General features: G+C 58.1%; 23 protein-coding genes and 1 pseudogene. 16 read left to right on the forward strand and 8 right to left on the reverse strand.

Features of this window, described 5'->3' with window-relative positions; genetic code table 11:
- Positions 1–145 precede the first annotated feature (145 nt).
- The 5 genes from traA to ADU59_RS01135 all read left to right on the forward strand — a co-directional run bounded on the left by traA (position 146) and on the right by ADU59_RS01135 (position 6639).
- Positions 146–3448, forward strand: coding sequence for a Ti-type conjugative transfer relaxase TraA (gene traA / locus ADU59_RS01115; RefSeq protein WP_068951002.1), 3303 nt, complete (start codon positions 146–148; stop codon positions 3446–3448).
- Positions 3445–3975: a conjugative transfer signal peptidase TraF gene (gene traF / locus ADU59_RS01120; RefSeq protein WP_068950868.1), complete on the forward strand. Its 531-nt coding sequence runs from the start codon at positions 3445–3447 to the stop codon at positions 3973–3975. The genes traA and traF overlap by 4 nt, the downstream gene beginning before the upstream one ends.
- A gap of 16 nt (positions 3976–3991) precedes the next feature.
- Positions 3992–5161 (forward strand): conjugal transfer protein TraB, encoded by a 1170-nt coding sequence (locus ADU59_RS01125; RefSeq protein WP_068951004.1) that lies wholly within the window; start codon positions 3992–3994, stop codon positions 5159–5161.
- A gap of 13 nt (positions 5162–5174) precedes the next feature.
- Positions 5175–5804 carry a TraH family protein gene (locus ADU59_RS01130; protein WP_068950870.1) on the forward strand — a complete coding sequence of 210 codons (630 nt, stop codon included), beginning with the start codon at positions 5175–5177 and terminating at the stop codon, positions 5802–5804.
- Between the two features lie 526 nt (positions 5805–6330).
- Positions 6331–6639 (forward strand): transcriptional repressor TraM, encoded by a 309-nt coding sequence (locus ADU59_RS01135; RefSeq protein WP_068950872.1) that lies wholly within the window; start codon positions 6331–6333, stop codon positions 6637–6639.
- Positions 6640–6786: 147 nt separating this feature from the next.
- Here ADU59_RS01135 and ADU59_RS31420 read toward each other — a convergent pair.
- The 6 genes and pseudogenes from ADU59_RS31420 to ADU59_RS30175 form a co-directional block, all read right to left on the reverse strand.
- Positions 6787–7008 (reverse strand): annotated as a pseudogene (locus ADU59_RS31420) (methyl-accepting chemotaxis protein); the annotation flags it as partial.
- 20 nt (positions 7009–7028) lie between these two features.
- A complete protein-coding gene (locus ADU59_RS29460; protein WP_060716481.1) occupies positions 7029–7340 on the reverse strand; it encodes a hypothetical protein in 312 nt (103 codons plus the stop codon).
- Positions 7341–7384: 44 nt separating this feature from the next.
- Positions 7385–8089, reverse strand: coding sequence for an autoinducer-binding transcriptional regulator TraR (traR, locus tag ADU59_RS01145; RefSeq protein ID WP_068950876.1), 705 nt, complete (start codon positions 8087–8089; stop codon positions 7385–7387).
- A 120-nt stretch (positions 8090–8209) separates the two neighbouring features.
- A complete protein-coding gene (gtfA, locus tag ADU59_RS01150; protein WP_068950878.1) occupies positions 8210–9676 on the reverse strand; it encodes a sucrose phosphorylase in 1467 nt (488 codons plus the stop codon).
- Between the two features lie 45 nt (positions 9677–9721).
- Complete coding sequence (locus tag ADU59_RS01155) at positions 9722–11383, reverse strand: Na/Pi cotransporter family protein (RefSeq protein ID WP_068950880.1); 1662 nt, start codon at positions 11381–11383, stop codon at positions 9722–9724.
- Between the two features lie 10 nt (positions 11384–11393).
- Positions 11394–11864, reverse strand: coding sequence for a hypothetical protein (locus ADU59_RS30175; protein ID WP_139093127.1), 471 nt, complete (start codon positions 11862–11864; stop codon positions 11394–11396).
- Between the two features lie 76 nt (positions 11865–11940).
- Between ADU59_RS30175 and ADU59_RS01160 the strand changes: the two genes are divergently transcribed.
- The 11 genes from ADU59_RS01160 (at position 11941) to ADU59_RS01210 (ending at position 22626) form a co-directional block, all read left to right on the forward strand.
- Positions 11941–12717 carry a DeoR/GlpR family DNA-binding transcription regulator gene (locus tag ADU59_RS01160; RefSeq protein WP_068950882.1) on the forward strand — a complete coding sequence of 259 codons (777 nt, stop codon included), beginning with the start codon at positions 11941–11943 and terminating at the stop codon, positions 12715–12717.
- A gap of 58 nt (positions 12718–12775) precedes the next feature.
- Positions 12776–14341, forward strand: coding sequence for an ABC transporter substrate-binding protein (locus tag ADU59_RS01165; RefSeq protein ID WP_068950884.1), 1566 nt, complete (start codon positions 12776–12778; stop codon positions 14339–14341).
- 100 nt (positions 14342–14441) lie between these two features.
- Entirely contained in the window at positions 14442–15350 is a 909-nt protein-coding gene (locus ADU59_RS01170; protein WP_083198081.1) for an ABC transporter ATP-binding protein, read from the forward strand.
- Entirely contained in the window at positions 15347–16342 is a 996-nt protein-coding gene (locus tag ADU59_RS01175; RefSeq protein WP_068950888.1) for an oligopeptide/dipeptide ABC transporter ATP-binding protein, read from the forward strand. Before ADU59_RS01170 ends, ADU59_RS01175 begins: the two co-directional genes overlap by 4 nt.
- Entirely contained in the window at positions 16342–17262 is a 921-nt protein-coding gene (locus ADU59_RS01180) for an ABC transporter permease (protein ID WP_068950890.1), read from the forward strand. Before ADU59_RS01175 ends, ADU59_RS01180 begins: the two co-directional genes overlap by 1 nt.
- Positions 17262–18128: an ABC transporter permease gene (locus tag ADU59_RS01185; RefSeq protein WP_068950892.1), complete on the forward strand. Its 867-nt coding sequence runs from the start codon at positions 17262–17264 to the stop codon at positions 18126–18128. The genes ADU59_RS01180 and ADU59_RS01185 overlap by 1 nt, the downstream gene beginning before the upstream one ends.
- Before the next feature lie 15 nt (positions 18129–18143).
- Entirely contained in the window at positions 18144–18947 is an 804-nt protein-coding gene (locus ADU59_RS01190; RefSeq protein WP_068950894.1) for a glycerophosphodiester phosphodiesterase, read from the forward strand.
- Positions 18940–19758: an inositol monophosphatase family protein gene (locus ADU59_RS01195; RefSeq protein WP_068950896.1), complete on the forward strand. Its 819-nt coding sequence runs from the start codon at positions 18940–18942 to the stop codon at positions 19756–19758. Before ADU59_RS01190 ends, ADU59_RS01195 begins: the two co-directional genes overlap by 8 nt.
- 233 nt (positions 19759–19991) lie before the next feature.
- Positions 19992–20501, forward strand: coding sequence for an NUDIX hydrolase (locus ADU59_RS01200; RefSeq protein ID WP_083198077.1), 510 nt, complete (start codon positions 19992–19994; stop codon positions 20499–20501).
- A gap of 52 nt (positions 20502–20553) precedes the next feature.
- Positions 20554–21534 (forward strand): DUF4432 family protein, encoded by a 981-nt coding sequence (locus tag ADU59_RS01205; protein ID WP_068950898.1) that lies wholly within the window; start codon positions 20554–20556, stop codon positions 21532–21534.
- Positions 21535–21894: 360 nt separating this feature from the next.
- The gene (locus ADU59_RS01210; protein WP_068950900.1) at positions 21895–22626 is read left to right on the forward strand and encodes an HAD family hydrolase; all 732 of its coding nucleotides are present in this window, start codon (positions 21895–21897) and stop codon (positions 22624–22626) included.
- 204 nt (positions 22627–22830) lie between these two features.
- Here the strand turns inward: ADU59_RS01210 and ADU59_RS01215 are convergent, their stop codons facing one another.
- Together ADU59_RS01215 and ADU59_RS01220 are read right to left on the reverse strand one after the other, a co-directional pair.
- Positions 22831–23727 (reverse strand): ABC transporter permease, encoded by an 897-nt coding sequence (locus ADU59_RS01215; RefSeq protein WP_162843342.1) that lies wholly within the window; start codon positions 23725–23727, stop codon positions 22831–22833.
- Entirely contained in the window at positions 23724–24656 is a 933-nt protein-coding gene (locus ADU59_RS01220; RefSeq protein ID WP_068950901.1) for an ABC transporter permease, read from the reverse strand. Before ADU59_RS01220 ends, ADU59_RS01215 begins: the two co-directional genes overlap by 4 nt.
- Between the last annotated feature and the right edge of the window lies 1 nt (position 24657).

The raw sequence follows: 24657 nt of genomic DNA on the forward strand, positions 1-24657 counted from the left end.
TGGATGATCCCGGCCGTTCCGAAGGAGCGGTTCCAAGGGCGCAATTATACGTCGCTGATGCGACGTGCTTGCTTACAGCGCTGGCGGGGCCGGGCTGTGCCGCCACTCCCGACGAACGATGTTCGAACCTGGAGTTTCCTGCGCCGTGGCCATCGCCCACTTCTCAGCCAGCATCGTCAGCCGCGGCGGAGGCCGCAGCGTGGTGCTGTCGGCGGCCTACCGGCACTGCGCGAAGATGGAATACGAGCGCGAGGCCCGCACCATCGACTACACCCGCAAACAGGGACTGGTGCATGAGGAATTCATGCTCCCGGCCGATGCCCCGAAATGGGTCCGCGCGATGATTGCAGACCGTTCTGTTGCCGGAGCCTCGGAAGCCTTCTGGAACAAGGTCGAGGCGTTCGAGAAGCGTGCCGACGCACAGCTTGCCCGGGATCTGACAATCGCACTTCCGCTGGAGCTGCCGGCCGAACAGAACATTGCGCTGGTGCGGGACTTCGTCGAGAAACATATCCTTGCAAAAGGCATGGTCGCCGACTGGGTTTACCATGACAATCCCGGCAATCCGCACATCCACCTGATGACCACATTGCGTCCGCTGACGGGGGATGGGTTCGGGACCAAGAAGGTGGCGGTTATCGGTGAGGATGGCCAGCCGGTTCGCACGAAATCCGGGAAAATCCTCTACGAACTCTGGGCCGGGTCAACTGATGATTTCAATGTCCTGCGCGATGGATGGTTCGAACGGCTCAATCATCATCTGGCGCTCGGCGGGATCGATCTTCGCATTGATGGCCGCTCCTACGAGAAGCAGGGCATCGACCTCGAACCAACTATCCATCTCGGCGTTGGCGCCAAGGCGATCGAGCGTAAGGCGAAGGAGCAAGGCATCCGGCCCGAGCTTGAGCGGATCGAATTGAATGAGGACCGGCGCAGCGAGAACGCCCGGCGCATTCTTCGTCGTCCAGAGATCGTGCTCGACCTGATCACGCGGGAAAAGAGCGTCTTCGATGAACGCGATGTCGCGAAAGTGCTGCACCGCTATGTCGACGATCCCGCGCTTTTCCAGCAACTGATGTTACGCATCATCCTGAACCCCGAGGTTCTCCGGCTGCAGCGCGACACGATCGATTTTTCCACCGGGCAGAAGGTGCCGGCCCGCTATTCGACACGAGCGATGATCCGCCTCGAGGCGACGATGGTGCGGCAGACGACCTGGCTGTCTGGCAAGGAAACGCATGCGGTCTCCGCGAGCGTGCTGGATACAACGTTCCAGCGGCATGCGCGGCTCTCGGAAGAGCAGAAAACCGCGATCGAGCGCATCGCCGGTCCCACCCGGATCGCCGCGGTGGTTGGACGTGCTGGTGCGGGCAAGACCACGATGATGAAAGCGGCCCGTGAAGCCTGGGAACTGGCCGGATATCGTGTCGTCGGTGGCGCGCTGGCCGGCAAGGCGGCGGAGGGGTTGGAAAAGGAAGCGGGGATCCACAGCCGGACGCTCGCGTCATGGGAACTGCGCTGGAATCGGGGCCGGGATGTTCTGGACCGCAAAACCGTCTTCGTTATGGACGAGGCTGGCATGGTCGCCTCGAAACAGATGGCCAGGTTTGTCGATACAGCGGTCAGAGCCGGGGCGAAGATCGTTCTGGTCGGCGACCCCGAACAGCTCCAGCCGATCGAGGCGGGTGCCGCCTTCCGCGCTATCGTCGACCGGATCGGTTATGCCGAACTGGAGACGATCTATCGCCAGCGCGAGGACTGGATGCGCAAGGCGTCACTCGATCTGGCCCGAGGCAACGTGGAAAAGGCGCTGACCGCCTATGATGCCAATGTCAGGATCACGGGAACGCGCCTCAAGGCCGAGGCGGTCGAGCGGCTGATCGGTGATTGGAACCACGATTACGATCAGACGAAGACAACGCTGATCCTCGCGCATCTGCGCCGCGACGTGCGCATGCTCAACGTTATGGCCCGGGAAAAACTCGTCGAACGCGGCGTCGTCGGTGAGGGCCATGTCTTCAAAACGGCTGACGGCATTCGCCAGTTCGACGCGGGCGACCAGATCGTCTTCCTGAAGAACGAGACCTCGCTCGGCGTCAAGAACGGCATGATCGCTCATGTCGTTGAGGCCGCACCGAACAGGATCGTTGCTGTCGTCGGAGAGGGTGATAAGCGCCGGCAGGTCATCGTCGAGCAACGCTTCTATAGCAATCTCGATCATGGTTACGCCACGACGATCCATAAATCGCAAGGCGCTACCGTCGACCGCGTGAAGGTGTTGGCAAGCCTCTCCCTCGACCGGCATCTGACCTATGTGGCGATGACCCGCCATCGCGAGGATGTGCAGCTTTACTACGGACGCCGGTCGTTCGCCTTCAACGGCGGGCTGGCCAAGGTACTCTCCCGAAAGAATGCCAAGGAGACCACGCTCGATTACGAGCGCGGAAAGCTTTACCGCGAGGCGCTGCGGTTTGCGGAAGGTCGCGGCCTCAACATCGTCCAGGTGGCCCGCACACTTGTCCGCGATCGGCTCGACTGGACGCTGCGCCAGAAAATGAAATTGGTCGAGCTTGGCCAGCGCCTCGCCGTCTTTGCAGAGCGTCTCGGTCTGCACCACCCCTTAAAAACCCAAACGATGAAGGAGGCCGCGCCCATGGTTGCAGGCATCAAGACATTCTCCGGTTCTGTTGCCGATACGCTTAGTGACAGGCTCGGCGCCGATCCTGCCCTGAAGCAGCAATGGGAGGAGGTCTCGGCTCGCTTCGCTTACGTCTTCGCCGATCCCGAAACTGCATTCCGGGCGATGAACTTCGACGCCGTACTGGCCGACAAGGACAGCGCTCGTCAGGCCCTGGGGAAGCTGGAAGCCGAGCCGGCATCGATCGGGGCGCTGAAGGGCAAGACCGGAATTCTGGCCAGCAAGACGGAGCGCGAGGCACGACGTGTCGCCGAGCTCAATGTGCCTGCCCTGACGCGCGACCTCGCGCAATATCTTAGGATGCGCGAGACCGCGACGCAACGCATGGAGACTGAAGAACAAGCCCTGCGCCAGCGTGTCTCGATCGACATTCCGGCGCTGTCACCCGCAGCGTGCGTCGTGCTTGAGCGTGTGCGCGACGCGATCGACCGGAACGATTTGCCGGCAGCTCTTGGATATGCGCTGAGCAATCGCGAAACCAAGCTGGAGATTGACGGCTTCAACAAGGCCGTCACCGAACGCTTTGGCGAACGCACGCTGCTCACCAATGCTGCGCGTCAACCGTCCGGCACGCTCTTCGACAAACTCTCCAACGGGATGCAGCCGGCGCAAAAGGAACAGCTGAAGGAAGCTTGGCCGGTGATGCGGACAACGCAGCAGCTTGCTGCTCACGAACGCACCACACAGACGCTGAAGCAGGCAGAGGAGCTGCGTCTGTCCCAGCGCCAGTCTCCGGTGATGAAGCAATGACGCAGCGCGGAATATTCCTGTTCCTGGCCGGCGCGGGCGGAGTGATCGCCGGTCTGGCGGCTATCGCCTATATGGGCGGCTATCGAGTGAATCTGACGCCGAGTGAGCCGCTTGGGCTCTGGCGTATCGTGGCTCTCCAGCGCCCGGTCGAGGCCGGCGATCTCGTGTTCATCTGCCCACCGGTGACCGCGTCATTCGAGGAGGCACGGCGCCGCGGCTATGTCAGGCGTGGCCTCTGCCCCCGTGGCTTTGCGCCTCTGATCAAGACAGTGGCTGCACTTCCCGGACAGCACGTCGAAATCGGCGCGAATGTCACGGTCGACGGAAGGCCTCTTCCTTCATCGATCGTTCGAACGAGCGATGGGGAGGGCAGGCCGATCACACCGTTCAAAACCGGCATCGTGCCACTGAGAAATCTGTTTCTTCACTCATCCTTTGCGAGCTCCTATGACTCTCGGTATTTTGGGCCGGTTCCCGACACGGGCCTTCTCGGCCTGGCGCAGCCGGTCCTCACTTTCAAACCGTAAATGGCCGCGATCCTTCCTGCTGATCGCCACGTCCGGCGCTTGCGGCTGGACCGCCTGGAGCGGTCATGTGCTGACCCTTCCGGTCGCTGTGTTGTTTCCGGCGCTATGGGCAATGTCGCCGTCGCGGCTGACGGCGGTACTCGTGTCGGCCGGATATTTTCTGGCTGCCTCGCGTGGGCTGCCGCAGGGCGTCGCCAACTTCTATGCCGCCGATCTCTGGCCTGGGCTTCTGCTCTGGGCAGCTGCTTCGCTCTCCTTCGCCGGCGTGCATGCAACGCTCTGGAAAGGGCAAACGGAAGGGAAGTCTCGGGGAGAAGGTCGAACGGGAATGGCAATGGCGCCACGCTATCTGGCGGCGGCGATGCTCATGGGAATGCCGCCCCTCGGCATAACCGGCTGGGCGCATCCGCTCACCGCTACGGGTGTGCTCTTTCCGGGATGGGGATGGTGGGGGCTTGGCGCGATGACAGCCGGCCTCGCGATGATGACATCGCGATATTGGCCGGCTGCCGCCATGGTCCTGGGAGGATTCTGGCTCTGGTCCACTGCCACGTGGACATCACCGAATCTACCGGAAGGATGGAAGGGCGTCGACCTCGAACAGGGTCAGAAACTTGGGCGAGACGGTTCGCTCGACCATCACCGTGACCTGATCGCAACGGTGCGCGCGGCTGCGGGGGAGAAGACCCGCTTCGTCGTCCTCCCCGAAAGCGCACTCGGCTTCTGGACGCCGACCGTTGCGCGCCTCTGGCAGGAAGGCTTGCGAGGATCGGACCTCATCGTGATCGCAGGCGCAGCCGTCATCAATGCCGGTGGCTACGACAATGTCATGGTGGCGATCTCGGCTGGTGGAGACCGCGTCCTCTATCGCGAGCGCATGCCGGTTCCGGTTTCGATGTGGCAGCCGTGGCGGACGTGGGCCGGGCGGGACGGTGGAGCTCGCGCGCATTTGTTCGACAATCCTGCCGTCGAGATCGATGGAAACAGGATTGCGCCGCTGATCTGCTACGAGCAGCTCATCCTCTGGCCGGTCCTGCAGTCGATGCTGCATTCCCCGATCGCAATCGTCGCCACTGGCAACGGCTGGTGGACGGACGGCACATCGATCGTCGCCATTCAGAAGGCGAGTGTCATCGCCTGGGCAAACCTGTTCGGACTGCCCGTCGTCACAGCGTTCAATATATAGGGATATAGTCGCCATGGTCGATGCCGCACTCATCAAGGAATGCAGCGATCCCGGGCTGAAGCCGGCGGTCGTCGAACAGTTCATCGAGCGGGCAGGGTCGCAGGATCCGCTGGCTGTTACGGTCCGCTCGGGCAATCGTGTCGTGCTCGTCCCGAAGCCCGCGACGGCGGACGAGGCAATGAACCTCATCGGCCAGCATGTCGGCCGAAACGTCGTGCGCGTCGGCGTCACGCAATATCCGGCCGGGCTCGGTGTCGTGGAAGCCGGCCAGCTGAAATCCGACATGGTGGATGCTTGCGAGAACATCCGGATGGGCACGGCGCTGTTCGCCAAGGTCTATCGCATCGTTACCAAATGGTACGGCAATCCGACCGACAAGGACGTTCTGCCGCAGGTGTTCGACGATGCGATCATTGCCTGGCAGACCGGGTATTTCGAAGGGACAGCCGTGTTCCGGGCAGCAGATCCGGGCGACGTGAAGCTGCCAGAGCCGGAACCAACGATGGAATCGGAAACGTCCGAAGTCGGCAGTTACAAGATGAAGGCCGGCAACGTCGCTCCAGCACTTGGGGCGGAGCGGGTCGACCCGAACAAGGCCGGTATTCGGATCGACCTTTCTGGCATCGGCGCGCGCGAGAAGTGAGGAACAAGCTCCTCGCTTCTGCGTGGATGAACGCGGGTCAGGAGGAAAAAATTGTTCGGTGCGCGCGCCAGGCGAATCGCTCCTTAACGAGAGCATGGCGGAAAACAACCACGTGTCGCCATCCTCAAGAATGCATTCTATCTTCGGTCGCAAGGCGGCTATGATTTCTTCTTCAAAACTGCAGGCATTAGGGTATTTCGTGCCTTCCGTCGCCGCAGGCATGTGAAGATTTGCACCGTCGTTCTGTCGTTCGGCGCTGGCATCTCTTTGGAATGGCTCTTATAAGGGGAATGACGCAGTACGCGCTGTGTTGCGGCTTAGAATCCGCAGATGAACGGTTGGCGCTGACCGAAACGGTGCCAGGAACCCTCTGACCTTGTGGCCGGGGGCCTGTGACGCATGTCCAGGCGCCTCGGTGCTAAAGGTCTCAGGGCCGATTCATCTCGGATTCTAACCCCCGGCTTGGGTTCAAAGGGTTCAACGTCAGCGGGGGCGCACCGCAGACAAAACCAGGGTTAGGTCAGGAATGGAATCGGAAGATGCAACATTGACGAAGAAGGTCGAGCTTCGCCCATTGGTTGGGCTGACGCGTGGACTACCTCCAGCGGACCTGGAAGCAATCACGATCGATGCTATCCGGACACACCGGCAGTTGGTGGAAAAAGCTGATGAACTGTTCCAGGGTCTGCCAGAGACCTACAAAACCGGAAAAGAAGCCGGCGGCCCTCAGCATATCCGTTACATAGAAGCGAGCATTGAGATGCATGCGCAGATGAGCGCCGTGAATACGCTGATCAGCATTCTTGGTTTCATTCCCAAGGTCCTCGTGAACTGAATTGCTACAAGAACGCCGTTTAGACGGCCCATAGCCTTCGGGCCGTCGCATCGTGCCCGAGTGCGGGACTGCAGTTCAGGAGCTCTGGTCGGCCGGGACATATCACACTTGATTGAGCGGGCATGGGGACCGGGACTAAAGCGCCTCTCAGTTGGCCTTTGCCGGTCCGAGCGCTGAGCCCTGGGTTGCGGGAAGCGGGAGCACGTGGGGCCCTCGCCAGGCAGTCCCGTCGGCTGGGCAATGGTGAACGCAGTTGCTGGAGGTTGGCGCCAGCTTCACATCATCGAACCTGAATTGCTCCGGCAATTCGAGCAGCGCCGTAGCTTCGCATGCAAGACTATGGCTCGCCGCCGTTTGCTCCTCGACCATGTCGTTTGTGCGTTCTCATATTAGTCGACGTTGTCGATGGTCTCGATGATGTCGCAGCTTTTGACGAGCGACGAGACACCCTGGTTCAGCAAGACAACGAGAACGTCCGTCGAAGGCACGGCAATTTCTAGTTTCTCAAGATGCATAGGCTCCCACACGTGCTCAGGATCTCTCTTCACTTCGCGCTTGAGGTAGAGAACCGCCTGGCGGGCAGCCTCTGCAGTTCCATAGAAATGCCGTTGACCCCCGTCTTCATGCCAGCGCTGCTTGCGCTGAGCGGTTGCCGGCGAATAACTGTACAATGTGCAATGCAATCCATCTGCCAATTTCATTCCTCCGGGATCCCGAGTGTGCGGCGGTCAAAATCGTATTCCGATCAGATCAGTTTCCTTCTGATCGCGAGCGCGGTGAGATGAGCTTTGCTGCGGACGTCGAAGCGCTTCATTGCCTCGCGAAGCTTGACGCGGACACTGTTGTACTTGACCCCCTCCACGTCCGCGATCTCCTCCATCGTCTTACCGACGGCGATCCATCTCAGATAAGTCGCCTCTTTTGGATCGAGCCACGCGGCATCTTCCGCGGTGGGCGAGGTGCGAAGGAAGGAGATGCGGGCATGGAGCTGCCCGACGGCCGCCGCTGCTGCAACCGCATCGATCTCCCGATCAAGCGGGATTGCCGGCCTCTCCGACGCCAGCGTGAACATCGACATCGAACCGTTGGCGGTCCTGATGGGGATGGTGATACCGGAGCGGATGCCAAAATCGGCCGCTTGTGCATAGAAGGCACGCTCTTCTGTCGATAGTCTCGGGCGCTCCTGCTCGCCAGACCAGGCGAAGACGTGCTTCCTGGATCTTGCGCGTTTGACGACCGGGTCGAGAGCGTCGAATTTCTTGTCGAAGTAGAGCGACCGCCAATCGTGATGATAGTTGGTCACGGCGATGATGTGCTTGTGCTGGATGTGGAGATAAGCATAGCCGGTGAAGCCGAAATGGTCGGCGACGTCCGCCAGCCCTGTTTTGAGGATGCACTCATCGCCCTCAATTGCGGTAAGATCGGTCAGCTTGTCCAGCCAATGCTGCATTCTCTATCTCCTTCTAGGCGTTGCCAGTATCCTCGTCGTCGCTGTTCGTCCGACAGCATATCGAGGACATCGATGGCTGAACTTCAGATGGGATGTGGCTTCCCGGTCTCACCAGGTTGCTCATGCGGCCTCTCCTGAGAATGTGAAATCGTAGCAGCCTGAAGCCGTGATCGTTGCCTTGCCTTGGGAGAACGAAACTACTAGTTGAGCAAACTCGGCGTCGAGATTCCAGCTTAAAACAAGGCTTCCGGTGTCATCCGTTGCTACCTCGAATGATCCATTGAAGGCCGGATGGGTGTTACGGAAGCGGATCAAGTCCGACAGTCGTTTGACGAGCGGCGATTCAAGAGCGAGATCAATTTCCCGGTCTTCAAGAAAGCGCCGATTGATGTCACGCCCGACACCGGTCTTTCTCAGCAATTCCATGTCGTTAAGCCCCCCCAAGAAACCGACGTAATAGACTTGCGGGATACCGGGTGTGAAAAACTGGATTGCGCGGGCGATGAGGTAGTCGTCGTCGTTGCGGCCGAGGGCGTCGTAATAGGTGCAATTCACCTGATAGAGATCCAGGTTAGAAGCTGCAGCGCCTGTTGCCAAACGGCTCTGCCCCTCGGAGCGCCTATGAATTTCCTCGACCAGATGGTCGATTGCCTGCGGGTCTAAAAGCCCGGGTCGGCCATCACTGTGCGCGCCCACATCGATGACGCCGATCCCGTCGTGAGTGTCAAGAACTGTGATTGCGTTGCGGGGACTGATCTGCAGCCAACGCGCCAGCGCTGTCGCATCACCTGTGAACAATGAATGCAATATCAGTGGCGGCAGCGCGAAATCGTAGACACGGTCAACCTTCCTGGCGATTTCGATCTGGTCACGATAGTAGCTGTGAATTTCGACAAGAACCTCCATCCCGCGATCCCGTGCCTTTTCGGCGAGCTTGGCAAGGAAGGCATAGGTCTCATCAATCATGAAGCAACTGGTTCCGGCCTTCTTGATCGCGTAGCCGGCGGCATCGAGGCGGATTGCCGTTACGTTGGCTTCAGCAAAGCGATCGAGGATGGTCTCCAAGTATAAGGCGCCATGGGCACTGTGGACATCAATGTCGATCTGTTGGGGGGTGAATGTGGTCCACAGCATCCGCTGGCGGCCATCTGCAAGCGTGGCCTTTGAAAACGGCAGGCCAGGGCGCGGCCGATAGATATTCAGGAGGTCCTGTTCGCTGGCACCACGGGGAAAGACCTTGCCGAATGTCATGAACATGTCTGCAAATTCTGATTCAGGTCCCTTTGTGATGAAGTCCTGGAACCAGCTCGATTGCGCCGAGACGTGGTTGACGATGAGATCGGCCATGATCTCCACGGAAGCGGCTAGGCCGCGAACGTCATCCCAGTTACCGAGGCGAGGATCGACAATCGTGTGATCGGTGGGATCGAACCCGGCATCAGCGCCGTCGATCGGGTTGAAGAAAGGCAAGGCATGGACGCCGCCGAACAGGCCTTGTAGCCTCCCGTCGAGCAAAGCTCTCAACTCGGGGAAACCACCTCCGCTTAACCGGTCGACGTAGGTGATAAGTTGTACACTGTTTTTCATACGGTGCTCTTCGTCTGGCGCCCTCCACTGAGGAGGGCGCATGGGTCATTGGGGTCTTTCAGTTGAACTGCCGGTGATGAGACGACTTTCTCCAAGCAGACCCTGTTCGTCCATGATCGGATGCGCAACGGAAACGATATGGGCGTTGATGCGTTTGAGATCACGCAGGATGTCGAGATGAAGGGAGCTGGTCTGCAGGCTTTCGGTCCGTCCGTCACGCAATCGTTCGAGGTGTCGCTCCGAAGACCGTTTCTCCATGTGGCGCACCTCGATCTTTCGCTCCATAAGTTGTTTTGCGAGGTTGACGTCACGGGTGATGAGAATCGTCTGGGCGATCCTGAGATTGTCGATGGTCAGCTGGAAAAGCTGCTGAAGCTCGGCAAAACCGTCATCGGAGAATTTGAGGCCCTGACCGATCTTCTTGGTGACCTCCGGTAAAAGGCCCTTTTCGATAATGTCACCGATATGCTCGAGGTTGATGGCATAGTCGATGATGACGATGGAACGGCGACCCTCATCTTCAGACAGTCCGGCTCGCCCGAGTTTCGAGAGATAGACTTTGACCTCTTGCTGCAGCCGGTCGACCTGACGTTCAAGCGGCGAGATATCCCTGAGCCTTGCGGCATTGTTCCGCTCGAAGGCGTCCGACACTTTCAGGAGCATTCGTTCGATCAGATCTCCGACACCAAGCACCTCGCGTGAAGCGCTGGTGAGGGCCACGATCGGCGTCGAAAGTTCATCCGAATCCAGAAATTTGGGTGTGTTCTCCGTCTGGGCCTCCTCGGGAATCAGGATGGTCATCCAGCGCGCGAGGAGTTTGGAAAATGGCCAGGCCAGAAGCGCCAGAGCGATGTTGAAGGCCAGATGCGCATCGACTGGTAGCTTGGCGTAGGGGAGGGGCAACATCGAAAGCCAGTCGGCCAAAATGCCGGCCGCAGGCAGAGTGAGCACGCAGCCTATCGCCCGAACGATGAGATTGCCCAACGTGACGCGTCTGGAGGCTGCCGGCCCCGACAGAGCAGCAATCACTGGCGGGATCGCGCCTCCCAGATTGGCCCCCAGAACCAGAGCGACAACAAGGCCACCAGACAGAAGGCCGGTCGTAGCCAATGACAGAATGAGGACGACCGCGGCAAGGCTTGAGGATGACACAAATGCGATCACTGCGGCTAAGATCATCGCGACAGGCCACGCGTCGTCGAGCAGCCCGATGAAGGCTCCAAGCGCCTGAGAATGGCGTAAGGGTTCGGTCGCTGCGCTGAGGAGATGCAGCGAGAGCAGCATCAGCGCGATACCTATCATTGCCGTGCCGGCGCCTTGGCGGGAGGTTGAGCCGCCTCGGTAAAGAACGATGCCCACAACCAATAGAAACGGCGAAATCCACTCAATGCCGGTCGCAACGATCCAGGCTGTGACAGCCGTACCGACATTAGCCCCAAGCAGCACGACCTGCGCCATGCGTGGCTTTATCAATTCCCGCTCAACGAACGACGAAACCATAAGCGCGGTCGCTGTGGAACTCTGAAGCGCAACGGTCGCAACGAAACCCGTCAGGAACGATCGGACGCTGCTTTTCGTCCCGGTAGCGAGACTGGTTCTTAGCTTTGAGCCAAGCGCGCGCGATGCCCCATCCTTCACCTGAGCCAGGCCGAACAGCAGCAATGCCACGGCCCCAAACAGGTTGATCATGACGATGGTCGATTCCAACCTATGCTCCTCACCAAGATCTTCGCGTAGCGGCTTCCACCGATGAGACACCCGCTGGATGCGGCGGTGTACGAGGTAGGACATCTGCTATGTTGGATTTTGAGCTGACGCGCGTGGTTGCTCTCCAAGATGGGCTCGGTTTAGCCGTCTTTCGGCGAAGGAGCCGGTGGGCGAGCGGGGAGGATCGCTGCCCACCGGCATCCTGCCCGCGCCGCCTCGCGGGCAGGATTGACCTGATGTCGACCCGTTTTGCTGGCTTGCGAAAAACAGGTGAGTTGGCTGCCAGGTTCTCAACGCCGCCCGACATCTCATTAAAGTCCGTCATATTTTTCTCTCCCTTGCCCAACTCTTGCCTGTCGCTGCCAGACTGATTGATATCGCTCACTATAACAATGGTTTCGGGGAGAATCTTTCCCTGTTGTTTCGGGAAATCGATCGATATCTGCTTTAACCCGCTGCTGCATCGCAGCAAAACTGTCATGAAACTTTCATTTGACGAAGAACGATTCCGCTCATATTGTGATCGATATAGATCATTTTTCTACTAAAGGGAAGCGCTGGTGTTCAACTCGACTCAGGACCGTCAGGCAAAAATCGTCGAGCTGTTGCGTAGCGAGCAGTTTCTGCCTATCGGCAAGCTAACGGAGCACTTTCAGATTTCTGTGGCGACTGCCCGGCGAGATCTCAGCGAACTCCACGAGGCTGGACTTTTGCGTAGGACCCACGGCGGTGCTGTCAGTGTCACTCAAGTCGCTCAGGACAAGCCCAACGCCGCCCGTGCGGTCTGGAATCAGACTGAGAAAGCGGCCATTGCGGCCGTCGTCGCCGGAATGATTGTCGATGGCGACACGGTTCTCCTCGATGCCGGCACAACGGCACTGGAGGTCGCGAGGACGCTTGCCGGGCGCCGGAACCTCACCTTCATTTCGAACGGTCTCGACATCGTTGAGGAACTGACCCGGGGTGAAGGGCAGAGCATCTATTCGGTCGGAGGAGAATATACCGACACGAACCGCTCTTTTCGGGGCCCTCTGGCCGAACAGTTCATTCGGCAGTTCAATGTTGACAAACTCATTCTCAATGCCGCGTCAATCGATATTGACCGCGGATTGATCTGCACCTCGTCGCCAGTGAATGCGAGTGTCGCCCGCGCCATGATCGAGGTTTCGAGCCGCGTGATCGTTGTTGCGGACCACTCGAAGTTCACCAAATCGAGCCTCTCGGTAACTGCCAGGATCGAGGACATCGGTGTCATCGTCACCGACGCCGGAACCCGAAGCATTATCGAGACAGTACCTGAAAAGCTGCGGAAGAAGTTCGTTATCGCGAACTAGGTTCGAAGCTCGCACGAAAATATCAGCCACATTCACACCGATCTGGGAGGACAACTAAATGCTTAAGACCAATCGCAGGCATTTTATGATGGGCACCGCTGCAATAGCGGTCGCTTCAACTGCAGGCGCCAGGTTCGCCTTCGCGCAGGAACGCCGGGAACTTCGGCTCGGTGTAAACGGATTGCCGAACACGCTGGAGCCGGTGAATGCGATCAGCAATGTCGGTCCCCGTATCGTCAATCAGATCTTCGACACGCTGATTGCGCGCGATTTCTTTGCCAAGGGAGCGCCTGGCAACGCTATCGAACTGGTGCCGGCGCTTGCCGAGAGCTGGGAGCGGATTGACGACAAATCCGTACGCTTCAAGCTACGCCAGAAGGTCATGTTCCACGACGGCGCGGAACTGACGGCACACGATGTCGCATATACCTTCTCGTCGGAGCGGCTCTGGGGCCCCGAAGCGGTCAAGACAATCCCGCTCGGCAAGTCCTACTCGCTCGCCTTCGACGAGCCCGTCGTCGAGGACAAGTATACGGTCGTGCTTCGCACGAAGACGCCCAGCTATCTCATCGAAACCTATGCGGCGTCCTGGATGAGCCGCATCGTTCCCAAGGAATATTACAAGAACCTTGGAGCGGTTGCATTCGGCAACAAGCCGATCGGAACGGGTCCGTATAAGTTTGTTGAGTTCGTCAGCGGCGACCGTGTCGTGCTGGAAGCGAACGACGACTACTGGGGTTCAAAGCCGACAGCCTCGAAAATCACGTACCAGCTTGTCGCAGAGCCAGCCACGCGGGTCGCTGGCCTGATCAGCGGCGAATACGACATTGTCACAACGCTGACGCCCGACGATATCCAGCTCGTAAACAGCTACCCCGACCTGGAAACACGTGGAACGCTCATCGAGAACTTCCAGATGTTCACCTTCAACATGAACCAGCCGGTTTTCAAGGAGAAGACGCTTCGTCGTGCGCTGGCGCTTGCGGTCAATCGCCCGCTGATGGTCGAATCCCTTTGGAAGAACAAGGCCTCGATCCCGCATGGTTTCAACTTCCCGAACTATGGCGAAACTTTCGATCCTAATCGGCCCGCCATGGAATACAATGTCGAGGAAGCCAAGCGCCTGGTGAAGGAGAGTGGCTACGACGGCACGCCGATCACCTATCGTACGATGGGCAACTACTACGCCAACGCCGTTCCGGCGCTGATGATGATGATCGAAATGTGGAAGGAAATCGGCGTCACCGTCGTGCCGGAAATTTACGCACCAGGCACTACGGTGCCTGACGAAAAGAGCTGGATGCGGAACTGGTCCAACGGTCAGTGGATGACGGACGCCTATGCCACCATTGTTCCCGAGTTCGGACCCAACGGCCAGGTTCAGAAGCGGTGGGGCTGGAAAGCGCCGGCCGAATTCAACGAGCTGTGCGAGAAGGTCACGGTGCTGCCGAACGGCAAGGAGCGCTCCGACGCCTACAATCGCATGCGAGACATCTTCGAAGCGGAGGCGCCTGCCGTCATTCTCTACCAGCCGTATGACGTCTACGCCGCCCGCAAGGATGTCCACTGGACGCCCGTAAGCTTCGAAATGATGGAGTTCCGGAACAACCTCAGCTTCGCCTGAGCGTGAGTTTCGTTGGTGGCGGCGCGTATTTGGAGGCGCGCCGCCGAGGAGGAGTTTTCAAGTGACAAGTCTTCTAGCAGTTCGCGATCTCACCGTTCAGGTGCCGGCGCGCGCGCTCAAGATCATCGATGGCATCAGTTTTTCGCTGGGCGCGGGTCAAACGCTCGGCCTCGTCGGCGAATCCGGCTGCGGAAAAAGTATGACCTGCTATGCCATTGCCAAAGCGCTGCCGCGCGGCATTGCTCAAACGGGCGGAACGGTAACGTTGAGTTCTGGTGCGCAGGCCGACGGCCAGGGGAGAGCCCCATCGGTCGCCATGATCTTCCAGGATCCGACGAGCAGCCTGAACCCGGTGCATACAATTGGGTACTACCTCGAATCTGCCCTCTTCCGGCATCAGGGTCTCAGGGGCAGCGACGCGCGGCTGGAGGCGATGCGGCTTCTTGAGCGCGTCGGCATTGATCGTGCCAAGAGTCGGTTGCGTTCTTATCCGCACCAGTTTTCCGGCGGCATGAACCAGCGCGTCATGATCGCTCATGCGCTTGCGGCCAAGCCCCAATTGCTGATCGCGGATGAGCCAACTACCGCGCTCGATGTGACGACGCAAGCGCAGATCCTTTATTTGCTGGAAGAATTGAAGGCCGAAACCGGCATGGCACTCCTCATCGTGTCGCACGATCTCGGAGTGATAGCCCGTTTGGCCGACCGCGCAGCGGTGATGTATTGCGGCAAGATCGTCGAGACGGCGCCCGTGACGGAACTGCTCCGGCGCCCGGCTCATCCCTACGCCCGGGCCCTGATCGACTGTATGCCCAGTATCGATCCCGCGGATCTCGAACCTCCGATCCCTATCCCCGGATCGGTACCCCTTCTCGATAGCCTTCCGGAGGGATGCCATTTCCATCCGCGCTGTCCGCGTGCGAGTGGCGAATGTTCCGTACGCTTCCCCGCGCCCACAAATATAGGCCTCGTCCATGAAGCCTCCTGTTACCATCCGGTGGTCGCATGAATACGCCCTTGCTTCAAACCCACGATCTGGTCAAGGCCTTTAGCCATAAGACCGGGTTCTTCGCCAAGCCGACGAGCCAGCTTGCGGTCAACTCCATCAGCTTCGACCTCGCGCCGCGGGAACGCCTCGGCGTGGTCGGTGAGTCCGGAAGCGGCAAATCGACCCTTGGTCGGCTACTGCTCGGCCTGACCCCACCGACTAGCGGTGATGTCTTGTTCGACGGCGTGAACCACAAGGACCGCACTTCTAAAGACTGGACGAAGTTCCGTATGCGCACCTCGCTTGTGCAACAGAACCCGCTGTCGGCTCTGAACCCGCAGATGACGATTGGAGAGCAGATCGCCGAGGGCCTTCTTGTTCATCACGTTGCAGGTCGCGCGAGCGCGTATGAGCGCGCAGCCGCAATGCTCGAGCGTGTGGGGCTGTCAAGTGCAATGATGACCCGGTACCCGCACCAGATGTCGGGTGGCCAGCGCCAGCGGGTCGTCATTGCCCGTGCTTTGATCCTCGACCCAAAACTGGTTGTTTTCGACGAAGCTGTCTCGGCGCTGGACGTATCCGTCCAGGCTCAGGTTGTGGCGCTACTCCAGTCGCTTTGGCAGGAGTTGGATCTTGCCTACGTGTTTATCACCCACGATCTTCGCATCGTTCGACACCTGGTTGACCGGATCGCCGTCATGTATCTCGGGCGGGTCGTTGAGACCGGCCATATCCGTTCGGTCTACGAACGGCCCCGCCATCCCTATACGAGAGCGCTCCTGGATTCAGTTCCGACGATGGATCCGAGCGTGCGCAACCTTCCGCCACCGCTACAGGGCGAAATCGATGCGAGCAAAGCTTCCGAAGGCTGCGTCTTCCGGACGCGCTGTCCGTTTGCCATCGACAGATGCGCGTCCGAAACGCCGAGGCTTCGCGAATTCGACGGCCAGCAGGTGGCATGTCATCGCGCCGAAGACGTGTCATCCGAGATTTGCCGGAAGGAGATCGCATAATGATAGGCTTCATAATCGCTCGTGCCCTTCGGGCTTTGGTCGTTCTCTTTCTCACCGTGACTTTTGTCTTCATCGTTCTTCGACTGAGCGGCGATCCAGCCCAGACGATGCTGGGCGAGCGTGCAACGCCGGAGGTGCTGGCAGTGTTCCGCGCCGACTGGGGCCTCGACAAGCCGATTCTCCAGCAGTTCTTGATCTATGTGGCCAACGCGTTTCAAGGAAATTTCGGCGTCTCGTCCGCAGACGGCCGCGAGGTCTTTTCGATCATTGCCGAGCGCATACCAAAGACGCTGGTGCTGACGGTATCCGCTTTTATTCTGAGTGTGCTCCTCGGCATACCGGTAGGCATCGTCGCAGCTGTTCGACGCGATAGTCCTGTCGACAAAGCCGTCATAACGGGAGCTGTGCTCGGGTACAGCGTTCCCAACTTTCTCCTTGGTCTCACTCTCATCTTCGTGTTTGCCGTCTGGCTGCGTGTCTTGCCGAGCTCTGGCAGTTCTACCTGGCAGCACGCGATTCTGCCCGTCGCAACCTTCGGCCTATTCAACGCGGCCACAATCGCGCGCTTCACGCGCTCGACGCTCATTGAGGTGCTTGAGCAGCCGTACATCGCCGCCGCCCGTGCCGATGGGATATCAAAGTGGGAGGTCATTCTTCGACACGCACTGCCTAACGCCGCCATCCCGATGGTGACCATGCTGGGCTTTGTCGCAGGCGGTCTCTTGGCCGGTTCGGTGCTCATCGAAACCGTCTTTGCCTGGCCGGGCCTCGGAAGCGGCTTCGTTCATGCAACGACCCACGGCGATCTCAACGTCGTGCAGGCAATGATCCTTCTTTTCACGGCCTTCATGGTCACGATCAACTTGGCCGTCGATATTCTCTACGCGGTCCTCAATCCGAAGATCAGGCTTCAGAAATAATGACCCACGCTAAGATACTCTCCTTGCCGAGGGGGCAATTCTGGAATTTTGCCACCCGAACCCCGATCAGCATCTGGCTGTGCATAATATGGATCGCTGCGATCGTAATTGTCGGTGCGACGGCGCAATGGATCGCACCCTTCGACTATCTGCAACAGTCGCCACTTGCACGCTTCGCGTTGCCGGGCGCCCTGCCAGGACATCTGCTTGGCACGGATTATCTCGGCCGGGATGTGCTTAGCAACCTTTTTGCTGCGATCCAAATGACATTGATGATCGCCTTCGCAGGCTCGGTGATCTGTTTGCTTATCGGCACCATTCTGGGTTTTCTGGCTGCGCATTTTGGGGGCTGGGTCGATAACCTCATCATGGGCTTTGCCGATGCCATGCAGTCCGTGCCCTTCATCATCGTGGCACTTGGCGTGCTGGCGTTTTTCGGTTCGAACCCGCTGCTGTTCGTCTTACTAGCGGGGATCTACAACTGGTGGCGTTATGCTCGTCTGACGCGCGGCCTTGTCCTGGGTGCCAACGAGGACGGTTACGCTGAGGCGGCGCGGATCGTCGGCGTACCGTCATGGCGCATCTATTTGCGCCACATACTCCCAAACATCGCTGGCCCGCTCGTTGTTCAGCTCACTGTCAATTATCCAGAGCTCATTCTGCTCGAGAGTGGTCTGAGTTTTCTCGGGCTCGGCATCCAGCCGCCGTCCACAAGCCTCGGGCTTATGGTTGCCGACGGGCGAAACTACCTAGCGATCGCTTGGTGGCTTGCTGCTTTCCCAGGTGTAGTCCTGGTGTTCACAACATTATCCATAAGCCTGCTTGGCGACTATTTGCGCGATCGTCTCGACGCGCGGCTGCGTTAAATGAAAGGAACTAAAATGAATCCGCTCAGAATGACACCTGAGACGATACGTCTTGGCGGTCACAGAGGCCATAGTGCCGGTGCTCCCGAAAACACCCTCGCAGCGTTCAGGAAGGCATTCGAATTCGGTGGCCAACACGTCACTTGTGAAACTGATCTAGGAATTACCCGCGACGGCGAACTTGTCCTGATTCACGACAAGACGGTTGACCGCACCACCAACGGCCACGGTCTGGTGCAGAACATGACGTATTCCGAACTGTCCAAGCTCGATGCCGGCAGTTGGTTTGGCGATCAATTCAGCGGAGAACGTGTGCCGTTGCTGAAAGAGGCGCTGCAGCTCGCCCGTGAACTTGGTATTATCTACCAGCTGGAGCTCAAGATCTACGACGCGAACGATGTGTTCTTTCCGAAGCTGAGGGCACTGATCGACGAGCTGGGTTGCGCGGATCTTCTGCAGTTTTCCTCGTTCGACTACGTTCAACTGAAGGCTGTCAAGCAGGCAATACCTGACGTGCCGACCGTCGGTCTCATGCATTCGCGTCTGATCGACCCTGCCGCTCTCGCGCGCCAGGCCAACCTCGACGCGATGAACATCGAAATCTACCATTTCGCCAGTGGAGAGGCTCGCCAGCTTCACGAAGAGGGCTTCGCCGCTTTCTGCTACCTACCGGCGGGCTACCACGAGAAACTCCTGAAATATGGCGTCGATATTGAAGCCCAGGTCGTTCAATGGGTTCGTGAAGGTCAGTTGGATCAGCTCCTGGGCGATGACGTCGCGCAAGTGGCAAAGATCAGGGACAGAGCCCATCATGGTTGAGTCCCCTCCTTCCACTCTTTCCGCGCGCCCGTTGGCGGCGATAGTTGAAAACATCGCGAGGGAAGCTGGCAAACTGGCCTTGACCCATTTTGAATCCCTGGCAGACCTTCCCGTCGAAAAAAAGGGGCATCTGGACCTCGTGACCCAGGCGGACAAGCAGGTTGAAGAATTCCTGATTGCCAGACTGCAAGAAGCCTTCCCGGATGACGGGATTTTTGGTGAGGAAGGCGGCGAAATCACAGGAACGTCGGGCCGTATCTGGGTTATTGATCCAATCGACGGAACGTTCAACTTCGTGCGTGGCGGGCAAAACTGGGCGGTTTCGATCGGTCTTTACGAGAATCGGCGGCCCGCGTTCGGTGCCATTTTCGCTCCAGTCCGGGATCTGATGCTTGTTGGAGGCAAATCGGTCGAACCGCTCCTTAATGGTAAACCCATCAAGCCGCTGCCGGCCCTCGACATGTCGCGAGCATCAACCGGATTTAGCTTCCATCCTTCGGTACCAACTGCCGACCGGCTGGAAGTGATCCGCTTTATTTCGGACGAGCTGCAGATCAGCTTCCGGTTCTGCGGATCTGCCACCCTCTCGCTCATAGAGGTCATGATGGGGGAGACTGATGGCTATGTGTCAGTGGGAGATTCAACCTGGGACGTCATGGCGGCTCTGCCTATCCTGGCAGGTCTTGGTGCTTCTCACACAATTGACTGGGATCGGATTGAACTGTCTCAAAAACTCCGCTTCGTATGTGGCAGCAAAGAATTCCTGACCAGAGCCAGACCATTGCTGCAGAACCTTTCAGCCGCCGCTTAACCGCATAGTTGGCTAAAAGACCAATGCACAAATCTGCGCGCTTTTTAGCCAGCACACCAAACCCAAAGGCGTCGCGCACTTTCGCGGCGCCGCATCCAACCCGTAACCGATGGCGTGGTTCTCTCGCGCTGTGTGTTTTTGGAACACCAATTTGAAAGCCTTTGATCTACCGCCCGGCCCAATTCTTTGCGTAACGGGTTTCTGTGACACCCGTGTGAAAGCCAAGGGGTCTGATGTCGAGTAAAGCCCCTAAGCCCGGACCTTTCGCACCTCTCCCGTTCGTTACGGATCTGGCGAAGGATGAGGTTAAAACTCAATGTGCCGCGATCTGCTACAGGCGGATTTTCAAAGGTAGCGACGAGATCGAAGTCCTCTTGATCACGAGCCGCGACAGCGGGCGTTGGGTAATCCCAAAGGGTTGGCCGATGCGAAAAAAGAAACTGCATCAGGTTGCCCGGCAAGAAGCCTGGGAAGAAGCTGGCGTGCGTGGCCATGTACAGAAGACGCCATTCGGGCACTTCAGCTACTTGAAGAAGGTTTCGAAAGATGAAGTCTTCCCGTGTCTGGTTCAAGCCCACCTCCTGACCGTATCCAAACTTGAGGAAGACTTCCCTGAGAAAGGACAACGTCAAATCAAGTGGTTTTCACCTGCCGAGGCAGCGCTGGCTGTAGAAGAGCCTGGGTTGCGACGACTTTTCAACAACCTGCCGTACCACGCCGAACCTGAGCCAACGTCGTCCTGACCAACATTGGTTTGGGAACGTTTGCTGTGCGCGACAAACTACAGAGGGCAATATGGATATCAATCTGCTTAGAAAAACCCCTGATCTAAGAGGCGTCGCGGACATACGACTTGCGACGCTGGACGATGGCCCCGGCCGCGGACAACGCATTCTGATTGCCCGCAACGCGACTGGGGTGGCGTTCGAAGTGGCGGTCGATCGTGGTTTCGACATTGCCAGTCTTTCTTTTAGAGGCATCAATATCGGGTGGCATTCGCCCACGCAGATGCGATTTCCCACAGTCGATCCGGGCTCGGAAGACGGATGGGGCTTCATGCGCAACTTCGATGGCTTCATGGTGACCTGCGGCCTTGATCACATCAGTCGACCGCGCGAGATAGATATCTCCCACTACAATCATCCGCACCTGAAAACGAAGAAAGTGCCACAGCACGGCCGGATATCGACTGAGAAGGCGCGACTGGTGGGATATGGCGTGGACCCTGAATCGGGAGACGTTTTTTGCGAGGCTTTGGTTAGGCAGGCCAGCGTTTTTGGCGAAACGATCGAGTTGCGCCGGCGCATAACCGTGCGCGTGTTTGAGTCAGTGCTCGACATCAACGATACGATCACCAATCGAGGCTTTGCTCCAACACATCACGCGATCATCTACCACCTGAACTACGGGTACCCTTTCCTGGACGATAATCTGGAGATAACCGGACTGCCTGAACACTTGAGCGCCAAAATGGTGGTAGATCCACCTGTGCCGGATGACAAATACGGTGAAAAGGTCGATGTAGTGGAAAGCAACCAGCTTCCCCAAACCGCTCCGATCTTGCTAGCTAATCCTGCCCTTGGCATCTCCGTTGGCCTGACATACAGCCACGCCCATCTGCCTAAACTGGCCGTCTGGCGTGCGTACCAGTCGGGGGTGTTCGCACTCGGCATAGAGCCTCGAACAGACGCGGCCGAAAACCATCCCCTGGTTCAGCCCGGGGAAAGCATCAGTCACTCCTTGCGGCTCGTGATGGACGGCGAAAGAAGCCGATGAACTCGATTTGGTGAGGAGATTTTCCAGGGAAATCGAGTCCTTCCCGCAGCATTTTTGGCGAGATGGATACCCTTTGTCGAAGATTGGGGAGTGCTTGAGATGGAAGCAATCAGGCCGATCTCGACAAAAAATGGACGATCGCGTGGTGGGCTGGTGCGATATTATGACAATCGGCCCTGCCACTTCACATTCTGGAATTTTGCGAATTGGCCTCGTGCCTCAATATCCTGGGCAAGGGACTCCAAGAGAACCAGTAACTCCAGTCATGCCAGGCTAGAGGAAATAGATCGCTCGCGCCGTAACGATGAAATAACCACGTCCGAGCTGAAATTGGGATAAATTCAATTATAGGTTAGGGACATGCTGCAGCTACCTCAGGGCATACTGTTCGATCTTGATGAGACGATACTGACGGAAGGGGATAGGCTCACCATCCTTCTCGATGTTGCAGAGCAGATGGAAGAATTTCTTACACCCAACACCCCTGTAGAACTAGCCGCTGCGTTGGACGCCGCGCTGCGCGATTTCTGGTCATCATCTCCTCAAGCGAGAGCAGAAAGACTTGGAGCACGTTTCAGCATCAAAAGCGCGCGAGAAAGCGTGATTTCCGACGCCCTTCGTGAGCTTTCTGCCTCGGGAATGCCGGAAGTCGGCATCGAGTTCTGTGAGCGGTTCACCCAGGCCCGGGCTTCCGCCACGCGCTTATTTGACGGCGCCGCAGACACGTTAAAAGAGCTCAGGCGCGTGGGCGTTCGTCTCGGCTTAGTTACAAATGGGGCCGCCGATATTCAGAGAGAAAAATTGGAGCGTTTCGAACTCTCCACGCTGTTTGACCATGTGCAGATAGAGGGTGAGATCGGCTTCGGAAAACCTGAAGAAATGGCTTATCGTCACGCCATGAAGTCATTGGGTACTGAACCTGCAAATACCTGGATGGTTGGCGACAATCTTGAGTGGGAAGTCGCGGCACCTCAGCGACTTGGTATTCACGCAATCTGGCATGACCCAAGCGGGAAAGGCTTGCCTGCCGCCTGCCGCATCAGACCAGATCGTATAATCGGACGCCTCAGCGAACTGCTGTATCCTGTTTAGACGGATGCACTCTGACGGTCTGATGTCCCGCATCGAGACCGGTCTAGGCTTCTTCCATAACAGCCGTGGAGGAAGATCCGAAGTCAGGACTCCGAAAACACCGTTTTCAGTCTCCCTTTCGATTGTTAAAACCGCTGGCATCTTTCAGTTCCTAAAAGCATTCCAAATCGACTCATGCGGCATCAATGACACGGCATGACAGAGTTATGAACCCGACAATTGAAGCGTTGGATCAAGCTTATCGCGCAGCCAATCCCCAACCAGACTAATCGATAGCGTCGTCAGAAAGATGACGATGCCAGCTGGAATGCCGGTCCACCATGCCGTCGCGAGATAATTTCGCCCCTCACCGAGCATTAGGCCAAGGCTCGTTTGGGGTGGCTGAATTCCAAGGCCGAGAAAGGAGAGTGCCGTTTCCACAAGGATCAGTTCAGGAAAATTCAACGTCACCTGCACAATCAAAACGGGAAGAATATTGGGCAGGATGTGCCGGGCGTAGATGCGGAACGGGTGAACACCTAGCGTGCCGATCGCAAAGGCATAGCCTTGGCCCTTTGCCTGCAGCACGAGGCTGCGCGTTAGACGAGCGTAGACTTCCCAGCCGTAGAGACCGACAACGACAAGAAAAAGCTCGAAATTGTTGCCGAAGAACGCGAGCACCGCGAGCGCGATGATGAAGAACGGCATGCTCGCCTGGAAATCAACGAAGACCATGATGATGTCTTCAATCAATCCGCGAAAATGTGCCGCCAGAAAACCGAGCAGAGTGCCGACGGTCGCGCCGATCATCGAACCGACGATGGCAATCAGCACGCTCATCCGCATTGCGTAAATCAATCGGCTTAAAACGTCACGACCGAGGCCGTCCGTACCAAGCAGATACTTTGGATCGCCGCCGAGGAATGCCGGCGGCTTCAGACGGTTGAGGAGACTCTGTTCAGTATAGGCGAAGGGTGCCAGATAATCAGCTCCGAGCGCGACAACCAGCACGAGGATCAGCCAGGCGATGCAGAGCATAATCAGTAAAGGCAGGCGATGAATGCTTCCAAGGCTAAGCCAACGTGAGCGGGCAGCGGGACCGGATTGTTCGATGCTCATCATGCCTCCTTGCTTCTGCGATTCTCGATACGGGGATCGAGCCAGCCATACGTGATGTCGACGATGAAGTTGGTGACGACCATTGTGAGCGCCACGAGCAATACAATCGTCTGGACCACCGGCAGGTCGCGCTGGCTCACCGCATTGACGAGCATCAGCCCAATACCGGGCCACGCGTAAACAGTTTCAATTACGACCGAACCGGCGATCAACCCGCCGAGACGCAGGCCGAGAACGGTCACGATCGGGATCGCAGCATTGGGGATCGCATGCGACATTATTCGCCGGGTCAATCTCAGCCCCTTGGCACGGGCGGTACGCATATAGGGCTGGTGCAAGACCTCAAGCATCGAGGAACGTGTAAAGCGGGCTACCGTGCCGGCATTGATGATTCCGAGGGTCACCGCCGGTAAGACGAGATGCCACCATGTTGTTCCGCCCGAACTCGGCAGCAAGCGCCACGACATCGAAAAGAGCATGATCATCAGGATGGCGAGGAAGAAGTTCGGTATGCTGTGCCCGAAGATCGAAAAGGCCATAACGACATGGTCGACGCTGGTGCCGCGCTTCAAAGCCGCCGCAATACCCGCGAGCAGTCCGACAACAACGGTAATGGCGAAACTGGAAAGACCGAGCAGCAACGTCATCGGTACCCGTTCGACAACAACCGTCACAGCCGGTCGATCGTCGCGAAAAGAATACCCGAGATCGCCATGTAAGGCGGACCAGATGAACCGGACATATTGCTCTGGCAGTGATCTATCGAGACCCCATGCTGCTCGATATTCTGCGACGATCTCCGGCGGGGTGTCGTCCGGTAGCATCATCGAAACCGGATCGCCCGACAGCCGCAAGACGACGAACACGAAGGTAACTGCGAGGAGCAGGGTAAGGAAGGCCCGTGACAGCTTGATGAGGATAAATTGAGCCATT

Origin of the sequence: Pararhizobium polonicum (assembly GCF_001687365.1) — a bacterium.
GTDB lineage: Bacteria > Pseudomonadota > Alphaproteobacteria > Rhizobiales > Rhizobiaceae > Pararhizobium > Pararhizobium polonicum.

Coding starts and splice junctions, on each gene's coding strand:
- traF (WP_068950868.1), top strand. CDS start 3,445: ATGACGCAGCGCGGAATATTCCTGTTCCTGGCCGGCGCGGGCGGAGTG.
- ADU59_RS01130 (WP_068950870.1), top strand. CDS start 5,175: ATGGTCGATGCCGCACTCATCAAGGAATGCAGCGATCCCGGGCTGAAG.
- ADU59_RS01135 (WP_068950872.1), top strand. CDS start 6,331: ATGGAATCGGAAGATGCAACATTGACGAAGAAGGTCGAGCTTCGCCCA.
- ADU59_RS29460 (WP_060716481.1), bottom strand. CDS start 7,340: ATGAAATTGGCAGATGGATTGCATTGCACATTGTACAGTTATTCGCCG.
- traR (WP_068950876.1), bottom strand. CDS start 8,089: ATGCAGCATTGGCTGGACAAGCTGACCGATCTTACCGCAATTGAGGGC.
- gtfA (WP_068950878.1), bottom strand. CDS start 9,676: ATGAAAAACAGTGTACAACTTATCACCTACGTCGACCGGTTAAGCGGA.
- ADU59_RS30175 (WP_139093127.1), bottom strand. CDS start 11,864: ATGACAGTTTTGCTGCGATGCAGCAGCGGGTTAAAGCAGATATCGATC.
- ADU59_RS01165 (WP_068950884.1), top strand. CDS start 12,776: ATGCTTAAGACCAATCGCAGGCATTTTATGATGGGCACCGCTGCAATA.
- ADU59_RS01175 (WP_068950888.1), top strand. CDS start 15,347: ATGAATACGCCCTTGCTTCAAACCCACGATCTGGTCAAGGCCTTTAGC.
- ADU59_RS01180 (WP_068950890.1), top strand. CDS start 16,342: ATGATAGGCTTCATAATCGCTCGTGCCCTTCGGGCTTTGGTCGTTCTC.
- ADU59_RS01185 (WP_068950892.1), top strand. CDS start 17,262: ATGACCCACGCTAAGATACTCTCCTTGCCGAGGGGGCAATTCTGGAAT.
- ADU59_RS01190 (WP_068950894.1), top strand. CDS start 18,144: ATGAATCCGCTCAGAATGACACCTGAGACGATACGTCTTGGCGGTCAC.
- ADU59_RS01195 (WP_068950896.1), top strand. CDS start 18,940: ATGGTTGAGTCCCCTCCTTCCACTCTTTCCGCGCGCCCGTTGGCGGCG.
- ADU59_RS01200 (WP_083198077.1), top strand. CDS start 19,992: ATGTCGAGTAAAGCCCCTAAGCCCGGACCTTTCGCACCTCTCCCGTTC.
- ADU59_RS01205 (WP_068950898.1), top strand. CDS start 20,554: ATGGATATCAATCTGCTTAGAAAAACCCCTGATCTAAGAGGCGTCGCG.
- ADU59_RS01210 (WP_068950900.1), top strand. CDS start 21,895: ATGCTGCAGCTACCTCAGGGCATACTGTTCGATCTTGATGAGACGATA.
- ADU59_RS01215 (WP_162843342.1), bottom strand. CDS start 23,727: ATGATGAGCATCGAACAATCCGGTCCCGCTGCCCGCTCACGTTGGCTT.
- ADU59_RS01220 (WP_068950901.1), bottom strand. CDS start 24,656: ATGGCTCAATTTATCCTCATCAAGCTGTCACGGGCCTTCCTTACCCTG.